The sequence below is a fragment of the Aequorivita sp. CRS11 genome (assembly GCF_059693805.1).
This window is the reverse complement of the sequence record NZ_JCATIG010000002.1, coordinates 465,726-484,197: the sequence shown is the minus strand read 5'-3', so window position 1 is coordinate 484,197 and position 18,472 is coordinate 465,726. Positions and strand designations below refer to the sequence as shown.

Below are 18,472 nucleotides of genomic sequence, written 5' to 3'. Positions count from 1 at the left end.
TCTAATTTTTCAAAGCAAGTTTTAAAATTGTAATAGGATGCATCGCTTGCCTGCCCGTGCCATCACATATTTGGTGGCGGCAACTTGTTCCATTTGCCGCAATAATCGTGTCTTCCTTCGCTTTACGTACTGCGGGAAAAAGTTTCAGTTCCCCAATTTTCATGCTCACCTCATAATGCTCTTTTTCATAGCCAAAACTGCCCGCCATTCCACAACAACCGGAAGGTATAATGGTAGGTTTGTAGTTTTTGGGTAAATTCAAAATATCAAAAGTTACTTTTTGGTTGCTCAGTGATTTTTGGTGGCAATGCACGTGTATTTTAATGTTTCTTTCTTCGGAAGTAAATTGTGATGCGGAAATAGTTCCGTTTTGTATTTCAGCCGAAAGAAATTCTTCAATCAAAAATGTGTTTCTTGAAATAGCTTCCGCTGAAATTTTATCATCCGCCAACCGCAGGTATTCATCGCGAAAAGACAATATTGCTGAGGGTTCAATGCCAACCAAAGGAACTTTCTTCGAAACTTTCTCCTTTAAATAAAATATATTTTTATTCGCTTCCTTTTTCGCTTCTTCCAAAAAGCCTTTCGAAATCAATGCTCGGCCACTGTCCAAATTATCTATCACTTCTACCTTATACCCCAAACCTGTTAAAAGCAAAAACGAATCCAACGCTATTTCAGTATCTAAATAATTACTGAATTCATCTATAAAAATTATTAACTTTTTATTGTTTGTATTTATTGTAGAATACTCTTCGTTAAGGTTTTGAAATGCTTTACTGAAACTATTATTTGAAACTTTCGGGAGTGACCTACTTTGATGAACATTGCCAATATTTTTTATAATTTTTGAAGTGAAACCATTCGTAAAAACCCAATTGGAAAACCTCGGAAATCTGGAAGCCATTTTGTTCAGTTTTGTGCTTTTTCCGAAGATATTGTTTGAAAATGAAATACCATTCGCTTTATTGTATTGATACAAAAATTCAGCTTTGGCAGTGCTTATATCCACATTACTTGGGCATTCAGTGGCACAGGCTTTACAACTGATGCAGAGGTCAAAAACTTCTTTTAATTCCTTTGAATTGAACTTATTTACAGCCTCATTATTAGTCAAAACCTCACGCAAAGCGTTGGCACGTGCCCGAGTGGTGTCTTTTTCGTTTTTGGTGGCGTGATAACTGGGGCACATGGCTCCGGCTGCTTCCGCCGTTTTTCTACAGTCGCCGCTGCCATTGCATTTTTCAGCCAAACGAAGAATTCCCTCGGAATCACTGAAGTCCATTAATGTCTCGATTATCGGCTCTTCCCTTCCCACCTCATACCGCAGAGACTCGTCCATTTTAAAAGCATCCACAATTTTTCCGGGATTGAAAATGTTTTGCGGATCAAAAGCTGCTTTAATTCTTTTTAAAAGCGTATTGTTTTTTTCACCAATCATCAACGGAATAAATTCGGCGCGTACAATACCATCGCCGTGTTCACCGCTAAAGGAGCCTTTGTATTTTTTGCAGAGAAGCGCCACATCGGTCGTAATTTTTCTGAAATACTCCACCCCTTCCTTCTCCTTCAAATTTAGGATGGGTCGCAAATGCAACTCCCCTGCGCCAGCGTGGGCATAGTAAACCGCCTCTTGACCATACTTTTTCATCAATGCGGAAAATTCCCCGATATAGGCTGGCAAATCTTCCAAAGCCACTGCCGTATCCTCAATGCAGGCAACTGCCTTCCTGTCGCCCACCATATTTCCCAAAAGCCCCAAGCCTGCCTTGCGTAGTTCCAAAGCCATTTCAATCTCCACACCCCTTAAAACGGGACTGTGATAGCTATAACCAGAAATTTTAAGTGAGCCCGACAATGCAGTTATTTGATCCTGCAAATCTTCTTCCGAATTGCTATTCAATTCCAAAAGCAGAATTGCCTTCGGGTTTCCTTTTACAAAAAAACGGTAGGGCTCGTAGGTTTTGTTTTTTTTAGTACAATCCAAAATCACGTTGTCCATCATTTCACAAGTGAACAGATTGTGCTGCATAGCCACGACTACATCATTTAAACAGCTTTCCAGGGTTTTGTAATGCGTTGCCACCATTGCCGTGAATTGTGGTGGTAAAGGATCCAGTTGAAGTGTAATTTCGGTAGTAAAAGCAAGGGTTCCCTCACTTCCGCAGAGCAGTTTGCACAAGTTTATTTCTTCCTCAAAATCACCAAAAACAGTTGTATTCAGCAAGCTATCAACCGCATAACCCGTGTTTCTTCGGTGGATTTCGGGTTTCGGAAATTCCTTCCAAATTTCCTGTTGGGCCTCTTCGGAAATCAATTCATCATAAAGCGTTTTATAAATTTTTCCTTCCAAAGTATCGAGTGCAGTTTTTTTCAAAAATTCTTCTTTTGAAAGATTTTCAAAAATCACTTCTTCGCCATTGGAAAGGATTGATTTCAGCTTTAAAACCTTGTCGCGCGTTACGCCGTACTGAATTGAAGTGGTGCCACTACTGTTATTGCCCACCATGCCGCCAATCATACAACGGTTGCTGGTGGAAGTATTGGGGCCAAAAAAAAGATTTAAAGGTTTGAGATAACGGTTCAATTCATCCCTGATAATCCCAGGCTGAAGTGTGACAGTTCTATTTTCTGTATCGACGGATATTATTTTGGTAAAATGCTTTGAAACATCAACCACTATCCCTTCACCTACGCATTGTCCCGCAAGGGATGTACCCGCTGTTCTTGGAATGAGCGACAGTTCATTTTCTTCTGCAAAAGCGATAAGTTGCTTGATACCGCGTTCGTTAGTAGGATAAGCCACTGCCATCGGTACTTTTCGGTAAACCGAAGCATCTGTGGCATATAATGATGTATGGAGGTAATCTGTAAAAAATTCTCCATTGAATATCTTTTGAAAATCTTGGAATTGCTTTTTCATTGTCGGTACTGTAAATGTAGAAAATTCCTTAACAAAACTTTGTAATTTTTGCATTTGGGATTAGCATCCCGTTAACGATTGTAGCTTTATAATACTCCTACATTTACAACGTTTATAACTAAAAGAAAAAATTATGAAAAAATCAGCTTTATTAATATTACTAGTTATTGGTGTGGGAATGCAAGCTAATGCACAAGAGATTTCAAAAAACGCTATTGGAATTCGTCTTAGTGAAAGTAATGGCTTTGGCCCAGAGGTTAATTATCAACGTGCATTGGGCGATGCAAACCGCCTGGAACTAGGGCTGGCATGGCATAGCGAACGTTATTGGGAGGATGTAAAATTTACTGCAATTTATCAATGGGTTTGGAACATTGACGGTGGCTTTAATTGGTATGCTGGACCTGGTTTAGGCGCCGGAATTGAAAGTTTTGATCGTTATTATGATGATAACTATCCTTATTATCGAAACAAGGATTCGGAAGCTTTTGCTTTTTTTACAGGTGATGTGGGTATAGAGTACAGCTTTGATTTTCCACTGCTGGTTTCCTTCGACTTTAGACCGCAGGTAAATTTAAACTATCGAGATGACGTTAATTTCGACGTAGGAATAAGTGCTCGATATCAATTTTAAAAAACTATATAAATATATCTTGAACGAAATGCCCCACATTAAAAGGGGCATTTCCCTTATAAAAAAACAGGAAAAATCCTGTTTCATAAGTTAGCATTTTATTGCAATTTTATAGAATTCAATAAATTGAACCATGGAAAAGCATTATGTAGATTTACATTGCCACCCTTCTCTAAAACCGTACAGTAAAAGTTTTAAGTACAATCCTACCAAACAAAACGCGCTGGATCCAAATAGAAAAAACTCCATTTGGCATTACAGTCCTCCCAATTTTCTTGAAAAGTTTGTGAACCGAATTGTTACCCTTACCAAATTTACACAAACAGACTTGATGGCTTTAGCAAAGGCTAAAACCAAAGTGGTAGTGGTTTCTCTTTATCCTTTCGAAAAACATTTTTTCGGAAATGAAATAATAGGAATTAAAGGAGTGACGGACGTTTTGGTAAACCTTGCTGCAAGCATAAGCCAGTCGCGAATGGATTACATACGCAGCAACAATGATTATTTTGCCGATTTGATGGATGAATACCATTATTACCAGCAGCTTCACAATCAGGTTGTAAATATTGACGGAACAATATATACCTATAGATTGGTTCGAAATTTTCAGGATATTGAAAATAATTTTGAAGCAGAAACCGATACAAAAAAAATTATAAATATTGTACTTACTATAGAAGGCGGACATAGCTTCAATACCGGACTGGATATGCAGAAAGATATGGCAAGCCGCAGCGAAGTTATAGGAAACATTAAGACTATTAAAAATTGGGAGCATCGCCCAATGTTCATTACACTTGCCCATCATTTTTACAACGAACTTTGCGGACATGCGCGAAGTATTTCAATAGGAATGCTGAAAAAAAATCAAGACCGAGGCTTGAATACCGGTATTACAGAATTAGGTGTGGAAGTAATTGATTTGTTGTTGGACAATACAGAAGGAAAAAGAATCCCTATCGATGTGAAACATTTAAGCACGACCTCCCGAAAAGCGTATTATCAATTACTTGACACAAAATACAATGCAGAAAAAATTCCTGTAATTGCTAGCCACGGTGCCTGCAACGGGAAGCACTCCATCGTGCAGTGGAACAAAATTGATATTTCTGAACATGCAGATTGGTTTTGTGACATTGATATAAATTTTTATGATGAAGAATTAATTAGGATTGCACGCAGCAATGGAATTTTCGGGATCCAGTTGGATGAGCGCCGCATTGGCAGCAGCAAAGCTATTTCGGAAAGTAAAATATTCTTCCCAAACAAAAGAAAACAGTTGCGCAAAAAAGCATTATTGGTGTGGAGGCAAGTTCAGCACATTGCTGAGGTTTTGGATAAGGAAGGGCTTTTTTGTTGGGGAATTCAAAGCATTGGCAGCGATTTCGACGGAATCGTAAACCCCATCAACGGTTTGTGGACTGCGGAAAACATGAAGGATTTAGCCGAAGAAATGCTAAACCACGCTGAAAATTATCTTTCAAAAAACCTAATTATGTTAAACGATTTTAACAGGATAGACGCTGAAGCCATAGTAGAGCGCGTAATGCACGGAAATGCGATGGAATTTATTGAAAGAAATTATTGAGGCTCCGCAGCGCTTCTTTTGGCAATTGCTTCCTCGTACAATTTTTCATATAGCGGGACGATTTTTTTGGTATCATAAACCATAGCAGATTCAATAGCCTGTTTTTTAAATTTGTTTAGCATTTCGTCTGTAGCTAAAATTTTTAAGGCATTTTCCGCCATTTCATCCACATTGCCAACGTCGCTCAAAAAGCCACTTACCCCCTGGATATTTACTTCTGGCAATCCGCCAGTATTGCTCGATATTACCGGAACGCCACAGGCCATTGCTTCCAAGGCAGCAAGACCGAAACTTTCCTTTTCCGAAGGCAGAATGAAAAGATCGGTAAAACACAGAATTTTGTCCACTTCATTGCTATTGCCCACAAAAAGTACTTTTTCTTCAATTCCTTTCCGCTCGCAAAGCTGTTCACAAGCCTCTCGCTCTGGCCCCTCGCCCACTATAATTAATTTTGATGGGATTTTTTTCTGAATACGATCAAAAACCTCAATAACGTCCTTTACCCGCTTCACTTGGCGCAAATTACTTACATGTGTAATTATGCGTTCGTCTTTGTCTGCCATTAAATCACGCTGACAATCGGTAAATGTGTTAATTTTCTTCGGAATATCTATAAAGTTTGGAACTACATGTATTTCTTTTTTAATATCGAAAAGATGCAGTGTATCTTCTTTTAAACTTTTAGAAACTGAAGTTACCACATCACTGTTGTTTATGCTGAAAGTGACGGCTGGCTTGTAGAATGGATGGTTTCCCACAAGAGTAATATCCGTTCCGTGAAGTGTGGTCACCATAGGAATAAAGATATTTTCTTCCTCAAGCATTTTCTTCGCCATATAGCCTGCGTAAGCGTGTGGTATTGCATAATGTACGTGCAAGACTTCAATTTTATGAAGTTTTACCATATCTACCAATTTGCTGGAGAGAGCAAGCTCGTAGGGTTGGTAGTGAAAAAGTGGATAAACAGGAACCGAAACCTCGTGAAAGTGAATGTGCTTTGAAAGCAACTCTAGTCTAACGGGTTGCTTGTAGGTAATAAAATGAACTTCGTGTCCGTGTTCTGCTAATGCCAAACCCAGCTCTGTGGCTACTACTCCACTTCCGCCAAAGGTTGGATAACATACTATTGCTATTTTCATTTTATTATTTTCAAATTAAAGGTTACAGTTTTTTGAACTTTAATAATCGATAGCCTCATAAATGGCTTCTTGTATTTTGCTGCGTAAATCAGTTTGTATCAATTTTCGGTTTTCCGCATCGGGAAAAGTCCTGTTTGATAAAAATACGTAAACAATTTCGGCTTCGGGATCTGCCCAGGCAAATGTGCCCGTGAAACCACTATGCCCAAAACTGGTCATGGAAACACAACCACATGTTGGCCCCGATGTTCCAAGTTGGGGTTTATCAAACCCTACGCCTCTTCGCACGTTTTTATAGCAATAATAACACGTATTGAAAAGGTCTAAAACATCCGGATTAAAATAACGCTCGCCACCGTAAAAACCTTTCCAAAGGTACATTTGCATAAGTTTGGCCACATCATTCGCATTACTGAATAGCCCCGCATGGCCGCTCACGCCCCCAAGCATCGCAGCGCCTTGGTCGTGTACGTAACCCTGAACTTTCTGGTTTCTAAAAATATTGTCCTGCTCGGTGGGCGGAATATTTTCCTTTGAAAATTTTTCCAACGGAAGATAGGTCATATAGTTTGCGCCCAAAGATTCGTAAATATTTTCCTGTACAATAAGTTCCATCGGTTTGGCAAATTTACGCTCCAAATATTTCTTCAAAATATAATACGGAAGGTCACTGTATTTATATTCAAGCCGCGAATTTAGATCGCTTTCACGTATGATTTTGAAAATAGTATCCATATAATCCCTGCGCATATAAAGGTTTTCAGCAACCTGTATGTTGAAGTCCTTATCGGGGATTTCTGAATAATATTTTGAAGAGATTCCGGTTTTTTCTTCATTGAAGGTATGCCGATAAAATGGAATCCACGCTTTTAAACGCGCGTAGTGCGAAAGCATTTCCTTTAAAGTAATGTTGGCCTTATTTGAGTTTTTGTACTCTGGCAGCATTTCCGAAAGCTTCGTATTCATGCTCAATTCCTTCTTGTCCACAAGCTGCATAATCAAAGGCAGGGACGCCAAAATTTTAGTTAGTGAAGCCAAATCGTAAACGCTGCTGTCTGTTACTTGAATTTTATCTGTGTATTCGTGGTGTCCAAAGTTTTTCTGATAAATAACCTTTCCTTTTCTAGCAACCAAAACCTGAGCGCCCGGGTACATTCCCTCGCTGATTCCCAACATAGCCAACGAGTCAATTTTATTCAGTTTATAGCTGTTAACACCAACACTTTCTGGGGTTCCGTATTGAAGCCTTCGCAGCGATTTAGTTTTCAAAATAGTGTTTAAAGGAAAATCTTCACCTAACGACACTGGAAGTTTTCCTTTGGCTTCACGTGCGCCAAAGATGAGTTGGGCAGAAAGTTTTTGGGAGATTTCACTGTTTTGATAGGACATGACAACACCTTCAAAGTTGGCCGTGGTTTTTAGATCAAGCATTGCGTAGGGTCTGGCAAAAACATCTAAAATCACAGTGTTTGTCCGGGCAATTTCATATAGCCAAACAAGTTCATTTTCAGTAAATTCAAACTTTTTCCAAGGATTTTCATTGCTTTTGTGAAACCCAATAATTACGTAGTTGTACGCCTTAAGTTTTTGGATATAATCATCTAGGCTGTTAGCCTTTACCCAATCTACTTTTCCATATTTTCTCAATTCACTTAAAAAGGTTTCACCCGAATCATCACCAAAATTTATATATGCAATTTTCTTCTCCTGAAGATCTTTTATAGGAAGAATGGCACGATCGTTTTTAATAACCGTTAATGCGTTGTCAATGGCTTCTTCGTAAAGCGTATCGTCATTTACCGAATTCAAATCGTCTATCAAATAGGCGGTTTTCACGGGTTTGTAGTTGTTTAGGCCTACTTTGTATTTTGCATAAAGAATTTTCTTTACGGAATAGGCCAAACGCTTTTCGGTAATAACTTGTTCATTGTACGAGTTGATGAGAAATTCCATTGCCTTGGGCACATCTTCGGAAATTAGAAGTATATCATTTCCTGCGAGGAATGCTGCCAGTTCTATTTCGCCAGGTTTTTTAAAATCGGATGCACCTTTCATATTAAGCGCATCTGTAAAAATCAAACCATTGAAACCTAGCTCATTTTTTAGAAGATCGGTAACCACTTTTGAGGAAAGTGACGATGGGTAATTCATCTGAATTTCTAAAGCTGGAACATTTAAATGGGCAACCATCACACTGTTTAAACCTTCATTTATAAGTTTTTTGTAAGGATATAACTCCAAAGTATCCAATCGTTCCCTTGAAAAATCTACAGTTGGCAAGGTTTTGTGACTGTCCATATCGGTATCGCCGTGGCCGGGAAAGTGTTTTGCGCTTCCCAGAATACCTGCACTTTGCATGCCCTTCATAAAAGAGAGGGATTTTTCGGTTACATTATCCCGATCCTCCCCAAAAGAGCGGTTCCCGATGATTGGATTTTTTGGGTTTGTATTTATGTCCACCACTGGCGCAAAGTTGATGTGCACACCCAAACGTTTGGATTGTTCGCCAATTCTACGGCCAATTTTTTCAACAATTTTATTATCCGTAATCGCCCCCAAGGTCATATTCCACGGAAAAGCATACGTAGAATCCAGTCGCATGGCCAGCCCCCATTCGGCGTCCATGCCTATCATTAAGGGTATTTTGGCGAGAGACTGAAATTCATTGTTCAGTTTGGCTTGGCGTACGGGACCTCCTTTGGAAAAAATGATACCTCCCAAATGATAATTTGTAATGAGGTCTTTAATCTTGTCGGTCTTTGCCTTTGGATCGCTCGAAAAAATATCTGCCATAAACAGTTGGCCCATTTTTTCTTCCAATGTCATTGAATCATAGATACTATCGACCCATTTTTTCTGGTTTTGAAAGTCTTTTTTGACAATCAATGGGTTTCTATCTTGGGAAAAAGCAGAAAGGCAAACAACTGCAAAAAAGAAGGAGAACAAAAAGTTTTTCATAAGTAAACAGTCATTTTATGATAAAAATCTATTATGCCAGCTTTCGTGTGCAGGTACTTCCCAGTTTTCAAGATATTCGACTTTTGTGTTTACCAGATTGTTAAAGACAACTGTATTTTTTGAAACAGATTTATCCTTTGCCATTTTTCTGAAATCGGCCAATGGTTTATACGCGATATATTCACCCGAATAGAAGGTAACGTTCATTTTATCGAGCAAATCCACATCAAATTTTTCCTGAAGTGACTGAATAAAATGTACCGAAGCATCAATACTGCAACCCGATGCGGAAGCATTTGCCTGGTTGAGCCCTAATACTATAAAACGGTTGTACTTTATTTCTACGCCAGCCTCAAGTTCCGCGCCATGCGCGGTCCATTTCGTCAAAAAATCTTCTGATAATTTGGTGATTTCGGCAACTTCGTCGTCGCTTAATTTCCTATTTGCCTGATAGATCCATATCCTGGAATCATCTGGCAGGTTTTTAAAATCTGTAAGCATGTTGGAATTTTCTTTCTAGTTCATTTGACCTACATACAGGTCTTCGAAAACAAATTACAGTTGATTTATAAATCTTCTGCATTTGCTATCATCTCTGCAACGTCCAACACTTGAACGCTGTCTTCGGCACTTTTGGCCTTAACACCATCTGTCATCATGGTATTGCAAAACGGGCAGGCGGCTGCAATTATTTTGGGAGCGGTTTCAAGGGCTTCTTCTGTGCGCTCTACATTAATGTCTTTATTTCCAGGTTCGGGTTCCTTAAACATTTGGGCTCCTCCGGCTCCACAGCAAAGTCCGCGCGATTTGCAACGTTTCATTTCAACCAGTTCCACCTCAAGTTTTTGAAGTAGATCGCGTGGCGCTTCGTATTCGCCATTTGCTCTTCCCAAATAACAAGGGTCATGGAAGGTAATACGCTTGCCTTTAAATTTTCCCCCTTCCACTTTAAGTCTTCCCTCCTCCATTAAGGATTTTAGGAATTGGGTGTGGTGCATAATTTCATAATTACCACCAAGACCCGGATATTCGTTTTTAATTGTATTGAAACAATGCGGGCAAGCGGTAACTATTTTCTTTATTTCATAACTGTTCAAAACTTCAATATTGGTCATAGCCTGCATTTGGAACAGAAACTCGTTTCCTGCTCTCTTAGCGGGATCGCCGGTACAGCTTTCTTCGGTTCCCAAAACGGCGAAATCTACATTTGCTTTGTTCAGCAATTTTACAAAGGCTTTTGTTATTTTTTTTGCACGGTCGTCAAAACTTCCTGCACAACCTACCCAAAATAAGACTTCCGGCTGTTTGCCTTGGGCCATATATTCGGCCATTGTTGGGACTTTTAGTTGTTCACTCATGTTTTTGTTGTTAATTGTTCGTTGTTAATTGTTAACGGGGATTTCCTATTAGCTATTAACGTTTTTCTATTAACTGATAATCAGTCTTCAAATACTTCTATTGTTACTTCTTTCTCCACCAAATCTGTAAATCTCCCCTTATATCGCGTAGCTCTCACCAAATGGTTGTCCACCCAATGATAATTACCACCGCGCGGTTTTCCCATCAGCATACTGTGATATTTGAAGCCATGCTTTTTTAGCCAGGTTTCGGTCATTTCACGATGGGCTTCGGTTCGGGAGGTGAAAAAGCAGATGATGTGCCCCTCGTCGTACCATTTGTTTAACGTTTTTAAAGCATCTGGAAAAGGTTCGCAGGTAGCCATACGTTCTGGTTCCTCGTTGGGAATGTCGTCAGTAATGGTCCCATCAATATCTATCAAGTAGTTTTTTATTCCTTCGGGAAGAATTGGGCTCACGTGTTCACCCTCTTCTATTTTATCGTGCAGCATTTTTTCTACTTCTTCTTTTTTCATACTAAAATGTTATCAATTCTCATCTTTCCAGTTCAAACGGTCCATTTGGTTGTAGGGCCAAGGCGCTCCATTGTTTTCAATGTTTGTCATGGAAACATTTAGCTCCGTTGGAGCTGCCGATTGTTCCATCACCAAATATTGACGCATATCCATAATAATACTCAGCGGGTCGATACTTACGGGGCAGGCTTCAACACAGGCATTGCAAGTGGTGCATGCCCAAAGTTCTTCGCGCGTAATATAATCATCCAGCAGTTGCTTTCCGTCTGGTTTGAATTCGCCGTTTTTGTCAATATTTTTTCCAATTTCCTCCAAACGGTCACGGGTGTCCATCATTATTTTACGCGGGGAAAGTTTTTTGCCGGTAATATTTGCAGGACATTCGCTAGTGCAACGACCACATTCTGTGCAGGTATAGGCGTTCAGTAATTGTATTCTACTTAAATCCATTACATCACTGGCACCAAACTTAGCTGGAGCCTCGGTTGCCCCTTCTGCGGGAGCCGCAAAGGGATCAACATTTGGGTCCATCATCATTTTCACCTCATTGGTAACGGAATCCAAATTTTTAAACTTTCCTTTTGGAACCACTTTTCCGAAGTAAACATTCGGAAATGCCAATATAATATGAAGATGTTTTGAAAAGTATAGGTAATTCAGAAAAACTAAAATCCCTAAAATATGAAGCCACCATGCTCCGCGCTCAATGGTAATTAGCGTAGCTTCGGAAAGATTGCTGAAAAAAGGAACCAAAAATTGGCTTACGGGATAGGAACCAGCCTCCACGTAATGTGCCGCTCCCATTGCCTGCAATTGCTGGTCTGTCGCGTTCATGGTCAAAAAAAGAATCATCAAGACCATTTCAAAATAAAGAATGTAATTGGCGTCATTTTTGGGCCAACCTTTCATTTCGTTTGCCCAAAACCGCTTTAATTTTTGAATGTTTCTACGCGTCCAAAAAAGAATAACTCCTATTAAAACGAGAAGCGCCAAAATTTCAAAAGAGGCAATTAAAAAATTATACAGTCCAGCGGGCAAGACGGTAGAAAGCACTCTATGGGTTCCGAAAATCCCATCGATAATAATTTCCAGTACTTCGATATTAATGATAATAAAACCTACATATACAATTATATGTAGTAGCCCGGGAATTGGCCGAACAACCATTTTTGATTGTCCCAGCGCAATGCGCACTACATTGCTCCATCGTTCCGGAGTGTGGTCTGAGGCATCTACTTCGTGACCAAGTTTTATGTTTCGTATTAACTTGCGAATGTTAAGGGTGAAATACCCAACACCCACTGCAAGCGCGATTATAAAAAGTATATTCGGAATGTATTGCATGTTTTACTCTTCTGGATTGGCTGGCGGTTCGTATTCTTTGTTCTTTTTGCCGAAGACGGAAATGTGCACATAACGTTTCGGGTTAAGCTTTACGTCCTGAAGGAGCTGCTCTAGCTGTCTGGAAGCACCTTCTAAATTTTGATAAAGTTTGTCGTCTTTTAATAGTTTTCCAATAGAACCTTCCCCATTATCTACTCCCGCTACAATTTTATCCATTTTATCAACTACATTTTGAAGATCGGTGACTAATTTGCCAGTTTCCAGCTGTGCCAAGGAATCTGTTAGTTTTGAAAGGTTTCCGGCGGTTTTGTCGAGATTGGTGAAGGTATTGTCAAGTTTACCCGTGTTATTGGAGAGGATATGGTTTAAATTCTCTGAAACTCCAGCAAACGAGTTAAGAGTAGTATTTAAATTTGCAATTGCTTCCTTTAGGTTTTGACGGGTTTGTTCATCAACAATTGCATTAATGCTCAATAATAGCGTATCTACGGTCGCTAGTGTATTGTTTACTTTTTTCTCCAGGGGTCCAAGGGCTTTCGTAACAGCCGTAAGCATTCCGTCTTCCACATCGCCTCTAAGGGTATCACCGCTTTTGGCAATATTGTTTACATCGTATTGTGGAAAAATACCCAATGATTTCCCGCCAATAAGCCCTGTACTGTATATTTTTACGATACTGTTCTTGGAAAAATCAAAGTCCTTTTCAACAGTGAATTTTACCACGAGTCCTCCCTTGGAATTGGCAAAGGAAATATTCTGAACCTTACCCACCGTAAGCCCGTTTATGGTAACAGGTGCAGCTTGCGCTAGGCCTTCAACATTGTCATATTTTACATAGAATTCTCTGTTCTTGTCGAGCAAATTAGTGCCCTTTAGAAAACTGTAACCAAAGATTAACAGCAATATAGCCCCTATGGCGAGGATTCCGGTTTTAACTTCTTTCGATAGTCTCAAGAGTATAGTTTTAGTTTGTGAACAAATTTAAATGATAAATATAAAGAATGCACGCTAATTGGCTTTCGATTTTAACACTTCAGGTAGATTAACTTTTTTTCCTTTTTTAAAAGCGACAATATATGCTGAAGGATATCCTTTTTGCTGCACAAATGTTTTCATAACCTGAATTTTATTATAGTCAGATGTTTCGCCGTAATAATACTTAAAAAGGCCATTTTCCTTTTCACGGGCTACATCTTTCAGTCCTTTGAAGTTACTGGGTTTTGGATCAAGTTTTTTACTTGTAGCGGCCAGTTGTACTTTAAATGTTACTCCCTCGTAAATATCTTCTTTTGTTGATTCAATGGTTTTTTCTACTTGAATTTGCTCAATTTCGGGGTCTTTTATCTTTTCTGTTGAAACTGAAAGACTATTGATGTAAGATTTTATGGCGTTGCTAATTTCCCGGGCCATTTCCGACTGTCCCTTGGCGGAATTTAGATAAGCGCCTTCGCTTTTATTGGTAAGAAACCCCGTTTCAATCAAAACACTGGGCATATAGGTATTGTGAAGTACCCAAAAACCGGCCTGTTTCACACTTCTATCCTTTCTTTTAAGATTGTTTATAACGTTGTTTTGCACCAAACTGGCCAATAGAATGCTTTGGTCCAGATACTCTTCCTGCATCAGCACCATACCTATCAATGATTCCGGCGCATTTGGATCAAATCCACCGTATTTTTCCTGATAATTTTCCTCCAGATAGATTACCTCGTTTTCCTTTTTTGCAACCTCAAAGTTTGCTTGACTCTTATGAAGTCCCAAAACAAAGGTCTCGGCACCATATGCGTCTGAATTATGGGCGTTGCAGTGTACAGATACAAAAAGATCGGCATCTGCTTTGTTTGCTATTGCCGCCCGTTCGCGGAGCTCAATAAAAACATCGGTTTTTCGTGTATAAATTACTTTTACATTGGGCAACTTTTCCAGTTCCGCTCCCACTTTTAAGACGATATTTAAAGATATTTCAGATTCCTTGTAGCCATTGCCCTTGTTTCCGTGGTCGTGCCCACCGTGACCAGCATCAAGTACAACAACAAATGGTTTTGTAGGGTTTTCGGCAGCTGAAGCTGCAAAAGGGAAACATGAAATTGCAATAATTAATACGAAAAAAGAAAAAAGTTTCGTTTTCATCTGTACAAGAATAATTGATAAAATGGAAGATGGAATGCCTAGCTTATTCATTTTTATTGTTCTGCAAATAGTTAATGGGCATTTCATATAGCTGTTAACGATTAAGAATATTTGATATTTTAAAAAAATGATTTAAAAAAACGTACCCGAAAAAATATGTTTATTTTTGACCGTTTCAAATACTGAGCCAAATCTACAAAATAATAGCATCTAAGCATTGCAGACAAACAGGCATTACTTAACAATCTTCTTAACATTTCTGCTACTTTGCAGCGCTCTTCTGCATGCACAGGACATTCCGCCAAAGAATGAAACAAATCTGCCAAAAACTACTCAGGATGATACGCTTACGGTAAATATAAAACCCGTTATTGATGAGGTAAATGAAAAAGCACAGGATACTGTAAAAACTGATACCATTAAACCTGAAAAGGAAACTTTAACAGATGTTGTGGACTATTATGGTGAAGATTATGTGTTGCTCAACCGAAAGGAAAACAAGGTGTATATGTATAACAAAGCCTACATTATCTATGGCGATATGCGGATAGATGCAGGTCTAATTATTCTTGATTATAACAAAAACGAAGTTTATGCCAAAGGTATAGACAGTGCTGGTGTTTACAGCCAACGCCCCGTTTTTGTGCAGGCAAATAATAAGGTTGAACCCGATTCCATCCGTTATAATTTTGATACCGAAAAGGCCTTGGTTTACAATAGCCGTACCGAGCAAAACGGATTTAGGGTAATTGCAGATGTTACCAAAAAAGTAAACGACTCAGTGGTATATCTGCGCAACGTAAAGTTCACCACTTCAAAAAATATTGATGACCCCGAATATTATTTCTATACCAGAAAGGCCAAATTTGTTCCTAAAAAGAAAGTGGTTACAGGTTTAACAAATATGTACATTGCCGACGTTCCCACGCCTGTAGGTTTGCCGTTTGCATATTTTCCGTTGACTGAAGATCGTACTTCGGGATTTATAATCCCTTCATTTGGGGATAACAACAGTCGGGGTTTCTTTTTTCAAAATGGAGGTTACTATTTCGCTATAAGTGAATATCTGGATTTGAGCCTCTTGGGAGATTATTATACTAACGGTAGCTATGCCTTGCGGGGAGAAACATCATATGCGCTTCGGTATAAATTTAAAGGAAATGTAAGTGCAAGATTTGAAAAACTTGTGGAAGAAGAAAGAGGGTTTCCAAATTTTAGCGAGACTAGCATTTACAACATTCGATGGTCACATTCCCAAGACACTAAAAGTAGTCCCAGCTCTCGTTTTTCAGCTTCGGTAAATATTGGTAGTAGTAAGTATTTTTCACAGTCCATCAATCAAACAAACAATGCCAGCGCACTTGTAAATACCTTAAGTTCTTCTATTTCCTATTCAAAATCTTTTGAAGGCGAACCACAGGTTAATCTTTCTGTAGCGGCAACCCATTCTCAAAACACAAATACCGAAGCCATATCTATGTCGCTTCCCAATCTGAATACAAGCGTTTCCAGAATTTATCCCTTTGCACCAAAAAATGGCGTTAAAAAAGGTATTATCCAGAATATAAATTTTCAGTACGATCTTTCTGCAGAAAATCGAATCCAAACTACCGATTCGCTTTTCTTTAAGTCGGAAATGTTCAACAGCGCACAAATTGGCGCCCAACACAATATTCCCGTAACTACAAATTTCAAAATTTTAAAATACCTGAGCGCTTCCGCAGGTACCAATTTTCGTGAAACCTGGGTGCTCAAAAGTACGCGGCAGCGTTATGACCAAACCATAAACAATGGTTTGGGAGGTATTGTAAAAGATACGGTTTCGGGTTTTGAAAGTTACCGAACCTATAATTTTTCCACAAGTTTGGGAACCACGCTTTATGGACTTTTCAACTTTGGAAAAGAAAACAAGATACAAGCGGTACGCCATGTGGTTCGTCCATCGATCAGTTATAATATAAACCCTGCTTTTGATAGGTATTATGATGAATTCATTATACCCGCAACCGCTGATGAAGCTGCGCAAGTTGTAGAATATTCACGTTTTGAAAATACACTTTACGGGCCACCCAGCAAAGTATATTCCAGCAGTATCGGGATGGCTCTCAGTAATACATTTGAGGCAAAAGTTCGCGATCGCGACACTACTGCGCTGGAGCCAAAGAAAGTTACTTTACTGAACAACTTAAATTTTTCAACCGCTTACAATCTGGCGGGTGATTCTTTAAAATGGAGCCCATTGCAGTTTACCGGTAGTATTCCAATTGTTCCAAAGTTGGATTTCAACTTTAGCGGATCACTGGATCCTTATGCGCTCGACAATAACAATCAAAAAATAGATGTTTTTAATATTGACAATGGCGGAAGTCTTTTCAGACTTACCAATGCCAATGTGAGTATCAATTATTCCTTTTCCAGCAAAGATTTTGATGGTAGCGGCAAAAAGGATTTGGATAGAACAGAGAATGAAACCTTCCGAAATGGAGGTCGCCCAGATGATCTTTTTGGTGATGCTACTGATATTTATGATGGGCAAATTTATAAAGAAGACGATGAAGAGGTAGATAAAACAAATGTAGCTTGGTTCAACTACAGTATACCTTGGGACATGCGCTTAGCCTATACTATCACTTACGGAAACAGCCAACGTCAAAACGAAATTTCCAGCCAGTCACTTATGGTTAGTACCAATATGGAGCTTGCACCACGATGGACGGTTGGAGTATCTTCAGGTTATGATTTTAAGAACAAAGGCGTTACCCTTACGCAGTTCCGCTTCCAGCGCGATTTGGAAAGTTGGCAAATGAGTTTTAATTGGACACCCATAGGCAGTATAAATACAGCTTGGTATTTCTTTATCGGAATAAAATCCTCAGTACTTAGTGATATCAAATACGATAAGCGAAGAGAAAGCGACAAACAGTTGTAGCATGTCGCTGGATAATAAAAAGAATCATATACACATATATTATGAAAAAAATTATCACAACCTCCAATGCCCCAGCCCCAATTGGCCCTTATAATCAAGCGGTTTTAAAAGGAAATATGCTTTATACTTCTGGGCAAATAGCCATAGACCCAAAAACGGGTAATTTGGCAATTGACGATATTAAGACCGAAACCAAACTGGTTATGGAAAATCTAAAAGCAATTCTAACCGAAGCGGGAATGACTTTTGAGAATGTACTGAAAACAAGCATCTTTATCAGTGATATGCATAATTTTTCAGCTATTAATGAGGTGTATGCTGCTTATTTTAATGAGGCCACTGCCCCAGCCCGCGAAACTGTGGAAGTTGCAAACCTACCTAAGTTTGTAAATGTTGAAATTTCTGTAATTGCTTCACTTTAAAAAGAAATATTTGCAAAAAACTTCACTTAATTTATAGTTCCATATTTTAAAACGCTAGCAAATGAAAACTTCATCTCAACTTGCCGAAAGATTTAGAGAGGTTCTTTTGGACGGAAAATGGATTGCGAATACAAATTTTAAAGAATCTCTTTCAAATATCAATTGGCAGCAGGCTACACAAAAAACGGGTTCGTTAAATACAATTGCGGCTTTAACCTTTCACGTTAATTATTATATTGCCGGTTTATGTGATTTCTTCGAAAATGGCAAATTGGAAATCCACGATAAATATAGTTTCGATTTTGCGCCCATTAACTCGGCAGAGGCTTGGGATGCACTTAGGAAAAGCTTGTTTGAAAATTCTGAAAAATTCGCAAAATTCATTGAATCCTTTTCAGATGAAAAACTAAATGAAATATTTGCAGATGAAAAATACGGCACTTATCAGCGCAATATTGAAGGAATGATAGAACATTGTTACTATCATTTAGGGCAAATTTCATTGTTAAAAAAGCTTACTGCAGATTATTAA

General features: G+C 38.9%; 14 protein-coding genes. 5 read left to right on the top strand and 9 right to left on the bottom strand.

Annotated elements, in window-relative coordinates; all coding sequences use genetic code 11:
• Nucleotide 1: 1 nt before the first annotated feature.
• Nucleotides 2-2,923: an FAD-binding and (Fe-S)-binding domain-containing protein gene (locus AC58DT_RS05395; RefSeq protein WP_497215810.1), complete on the bottom strand. Its 2,922-nt coding sequence runs from the start codon at nt 2,921-2,923 to the stop codon at nt 2-4.
• A gap of 133 nt (nt 2,924-3,056) precedes the next feature.
• Between AC58DT_RS05395 and AC58DT_RS05390 the strand changes: the two genes are divergently transcribed.
• Together AC58DT_RS05390 and AC58DT_RS05385 are read left to right on the top strand one after the other, a co-directional pair.
• Nucleotides 3,057-3,557, top strand: a complete 501-nt coding sequence (locus tag AC58DT_RS05390; RefSeq protein WP_062621435.1) for a hypothetical protein — start codon at nt 3,057-3,059, stop codon at nt 3,555-3,557.
• 133 nt (nt 3,558-3,690) lie between these two features.
• Nucleotides 3,691-5,145, top strand: coding sequence for a membrane dipeptidase (locus AC58DT_RS05385; protein WP_497215809.1), 1,455 nt, complete (start codon nt 3,691-3,693; stop codon nt 5,143-5,145).
• Here the strand turns inward: AC58DT_RS05385 and bshA are convergent.
• The 8 genes from bshA to AC58DT_RS05345 all read right to left on the bottom strand — a co-directional run bounded on the left by bshA (nt 5,139) and on the right by AC58DT_RS05345 (nt 14,640).
• Nucleotides 5,139-6,284 carry an N-acetyl-alpha-D-glucosaminyl L-malate synthase BshA gene (gene bshA / locus AC58DT_RS05380; protein ID WP_497215808.1) on the bottom strand — a complete coding sequence of 382 codons (1,146 nt, stop codon included), beginning with the start codon at nt 6,282-6,284 and terminating at the stop codon, nt 5,139-5,141. The genes AC58DT_RS05385 and bshA overlap by 7 nt on opposite strands.
• Nucleotides 6,285-6,323: 39 nt before the next feature.
• On the bottom strand, nt 6,324-9,242 hold the full coding sequence (locus AC58DT_RS05375; RefSeq protein WP_497215807.1) for a serine hydrolase domain-containing protein: 2,919 nt from the start codon (nt 9,240-9,242) through the stop codon (nt 6,324-6,326).
• A gap of 15 nt (nt 9,243-9,257) precedes the next feature.
• Nucleotides 9,258-9,743, bottom strand: a complete 486-nt coding sequence (locus AC58DT_RS05370; protein WP_497215805.1) for an ABC transporter ATPase — start codon at nt 9,741-9,743, stop codon at nt 9,258-9,260.
• A gap of 65 nt (nt 9,744-9,808) precedes the next feature.
• Entirely contained in the window at nt 9,809-10,600 is a 792-nt protein-coding gene (locus AC58DT_RS05365; protein WP_497215804.1) for a (Fe-S)-binding protein, read from the bottom strand.
• An 80-nt stretch (nt 10,601-10,680) separates the two neighbouring features.
• Nucleotides 10,681-11,115: an LNS2 domain-containing protein gene (locus AC58DT_RS05360; protein WP_497215803.1), complete on the bottom strand. Its 435-nt coding sequence runs from the start codon at nt 11,113-11,115 to the stop codon at nt 10,681-10,683.
• 12 nt (nt 11,116-11,127) lie between these two features.
• Entirely contained in the window at nt 11,128-12,459 is a 1,332-nt protein-coding gene (locus AC58DT_RS05355; RefSeq protein WP_497215802.1) for a 4Fe-4S dicluster domain-containing protein, read from the bottom strand.
• Between the two features lie 3 nt (nt 12,460-12,462).
• Nucleotides 12,463-13,413: an MlaD family protein gene (locus AC58DT_RS05350; RefSeq protein WP_497215801.1), complete on the bottom strand. Its 951-nt coding sequence runs from the start codon at nt 13,411-13,413 to the stop codon at nt 12,463-12,465.
• A gap of 54 nt (nt 13,414-13,467) precedes the next feature.
• A complete protein-coding gene (locus tag AC58DT_RS05345) occupies nt 13,468-14,640 on the bottom strand; it encodes an N-acetylmuramoyl-L-alanine amidase family protein (protein ID WP_497215799.1) in 1,173 nt (390 codons plus the stop codon).
• A gap of 166 nt (nt 14,641-14,806) precedes the next feature.
• On the opposite strand from AC58DT_RS05345, the gene AC58DT_RS05340 reads away from it, so the two are divergent.
• From AC58DT_RS05340 to AC58DT_RS05330, 3 genes are all read left to right on the top strand, one after another.
• A complete protein-coding gene (locus tag AC58DT_RS05340; protein ID WP_497215798.1) occupies nt 14,807-17,518 on the top strand; it encodes a putative LPS assembly protein LptD in 2,712 nt (903 codons plus the stop codon).
• Between the two features lie 41 nt (nt 17,519-17,559).
• Nucleotides 17,560-17,940, top strand: coding sequence for a Rid family detoxifying hydrolase (locus AC58DT_RS05335; RefSeq protein ID WP_497215797.1), 381 nt, complete (start codon nt 17,560-17,562; stop codon nt 17,938-17,940).
• A 61-nt stretch (nt 17,941-18,001) separates the two neighbouring features.
• The gene (locus tag AC58DT_RS05330) at nt 18,002-18,472 is read left to right on the top strand and encodes a DinB family protein (protein ID WP_497215796.1); all 471 of its coding nucleotides are present in this window, start codon (nt 18,002-18,004) and stop codon (nt 18,470-18,472) included.

Coding starts and splice junctions, on each gene's coding strand:
- AC58DT_RS05365 (WP_497215804.1), bottom strand. CDS start 10,600: ATGAGTGAACAACTAAAAGTCCCAACAATGGCCGAATATATGGCCCAA.
- AC58DT_RS05330 (WP_497215796.1), top strand. CDS start 18,002: ATGAAAACTTCATCTCAACTTGCCGAAAGATTTAGAGAGGTTCTTTTG.
- AC58DT_RS05355 (WP_497215802.1), bottom strand. CDS start 12,459: ATGCAATACATTCCGAATATACTTTTTATAATCGCGCTTGCAGTGGGT.
- AC58DT_RS05390 (WP_062621435.1), top strand. CDS start 3,057: ATGAAAAAATCAGCTTTATTAATATTACTAGTTATTGGTGTGGGAATG.
- AC58DT_RS05360 (WP_497215803.1), bottom strand. CDS start 11,115: ATGAAAAAAGAAGAAGTAGAAAAAATGCTGCACGATAAAATAGAAGAG.
- AC58DT_RS05345 (WP_497215799.1), bottom strand. CDS start 14,640: ATGAATAAGCTAGGCATTCCATCTTCCATTTTATCAATTATTCTTGTA.
- bshA (WP_497215808.1), bottom strand. CDS start 6,284: ATGAAAATAGCAATAGTATGTTATCCAACCTTTGGCGGAAGTGGAGTA.
- AC58DT_RS05385 (WP_497215809.1), top strand. CDS start 3,691: ATGGAAAAGCATTATGTAGATTTACATTGCCACCCTTCTCTAAAACCG.
- AC58DT_RS05375 (WP_497215807.1), bottom strand. CDS start 9,242: ATGAAAAACTTTTTGTTCTCCTTCTTTTTTGCAGTTGTTTGCCTTTCT.
- AC58DT_RS05335 (WP_497215797.1), top strand. CDS start 17,560: ATGAAAAAAATTATCACAACCTCCAATGCCCCAGCCCCAATTGGCCCT.
- AC58DT_RS05370 (WP_497215805.1), bottom strand. CDS start 9,743: ATGCTTACAGATTTTAAAAACCTGCCAGATGATTCCAGGATATGGATC.
- AC58DT_RS05395 (WP_497215810.1), bottom strand. CDS start 2,923: ATGAAAAAGCAATTCCAAGATTTTCAAAAGATATTCAATGGAGAATTT.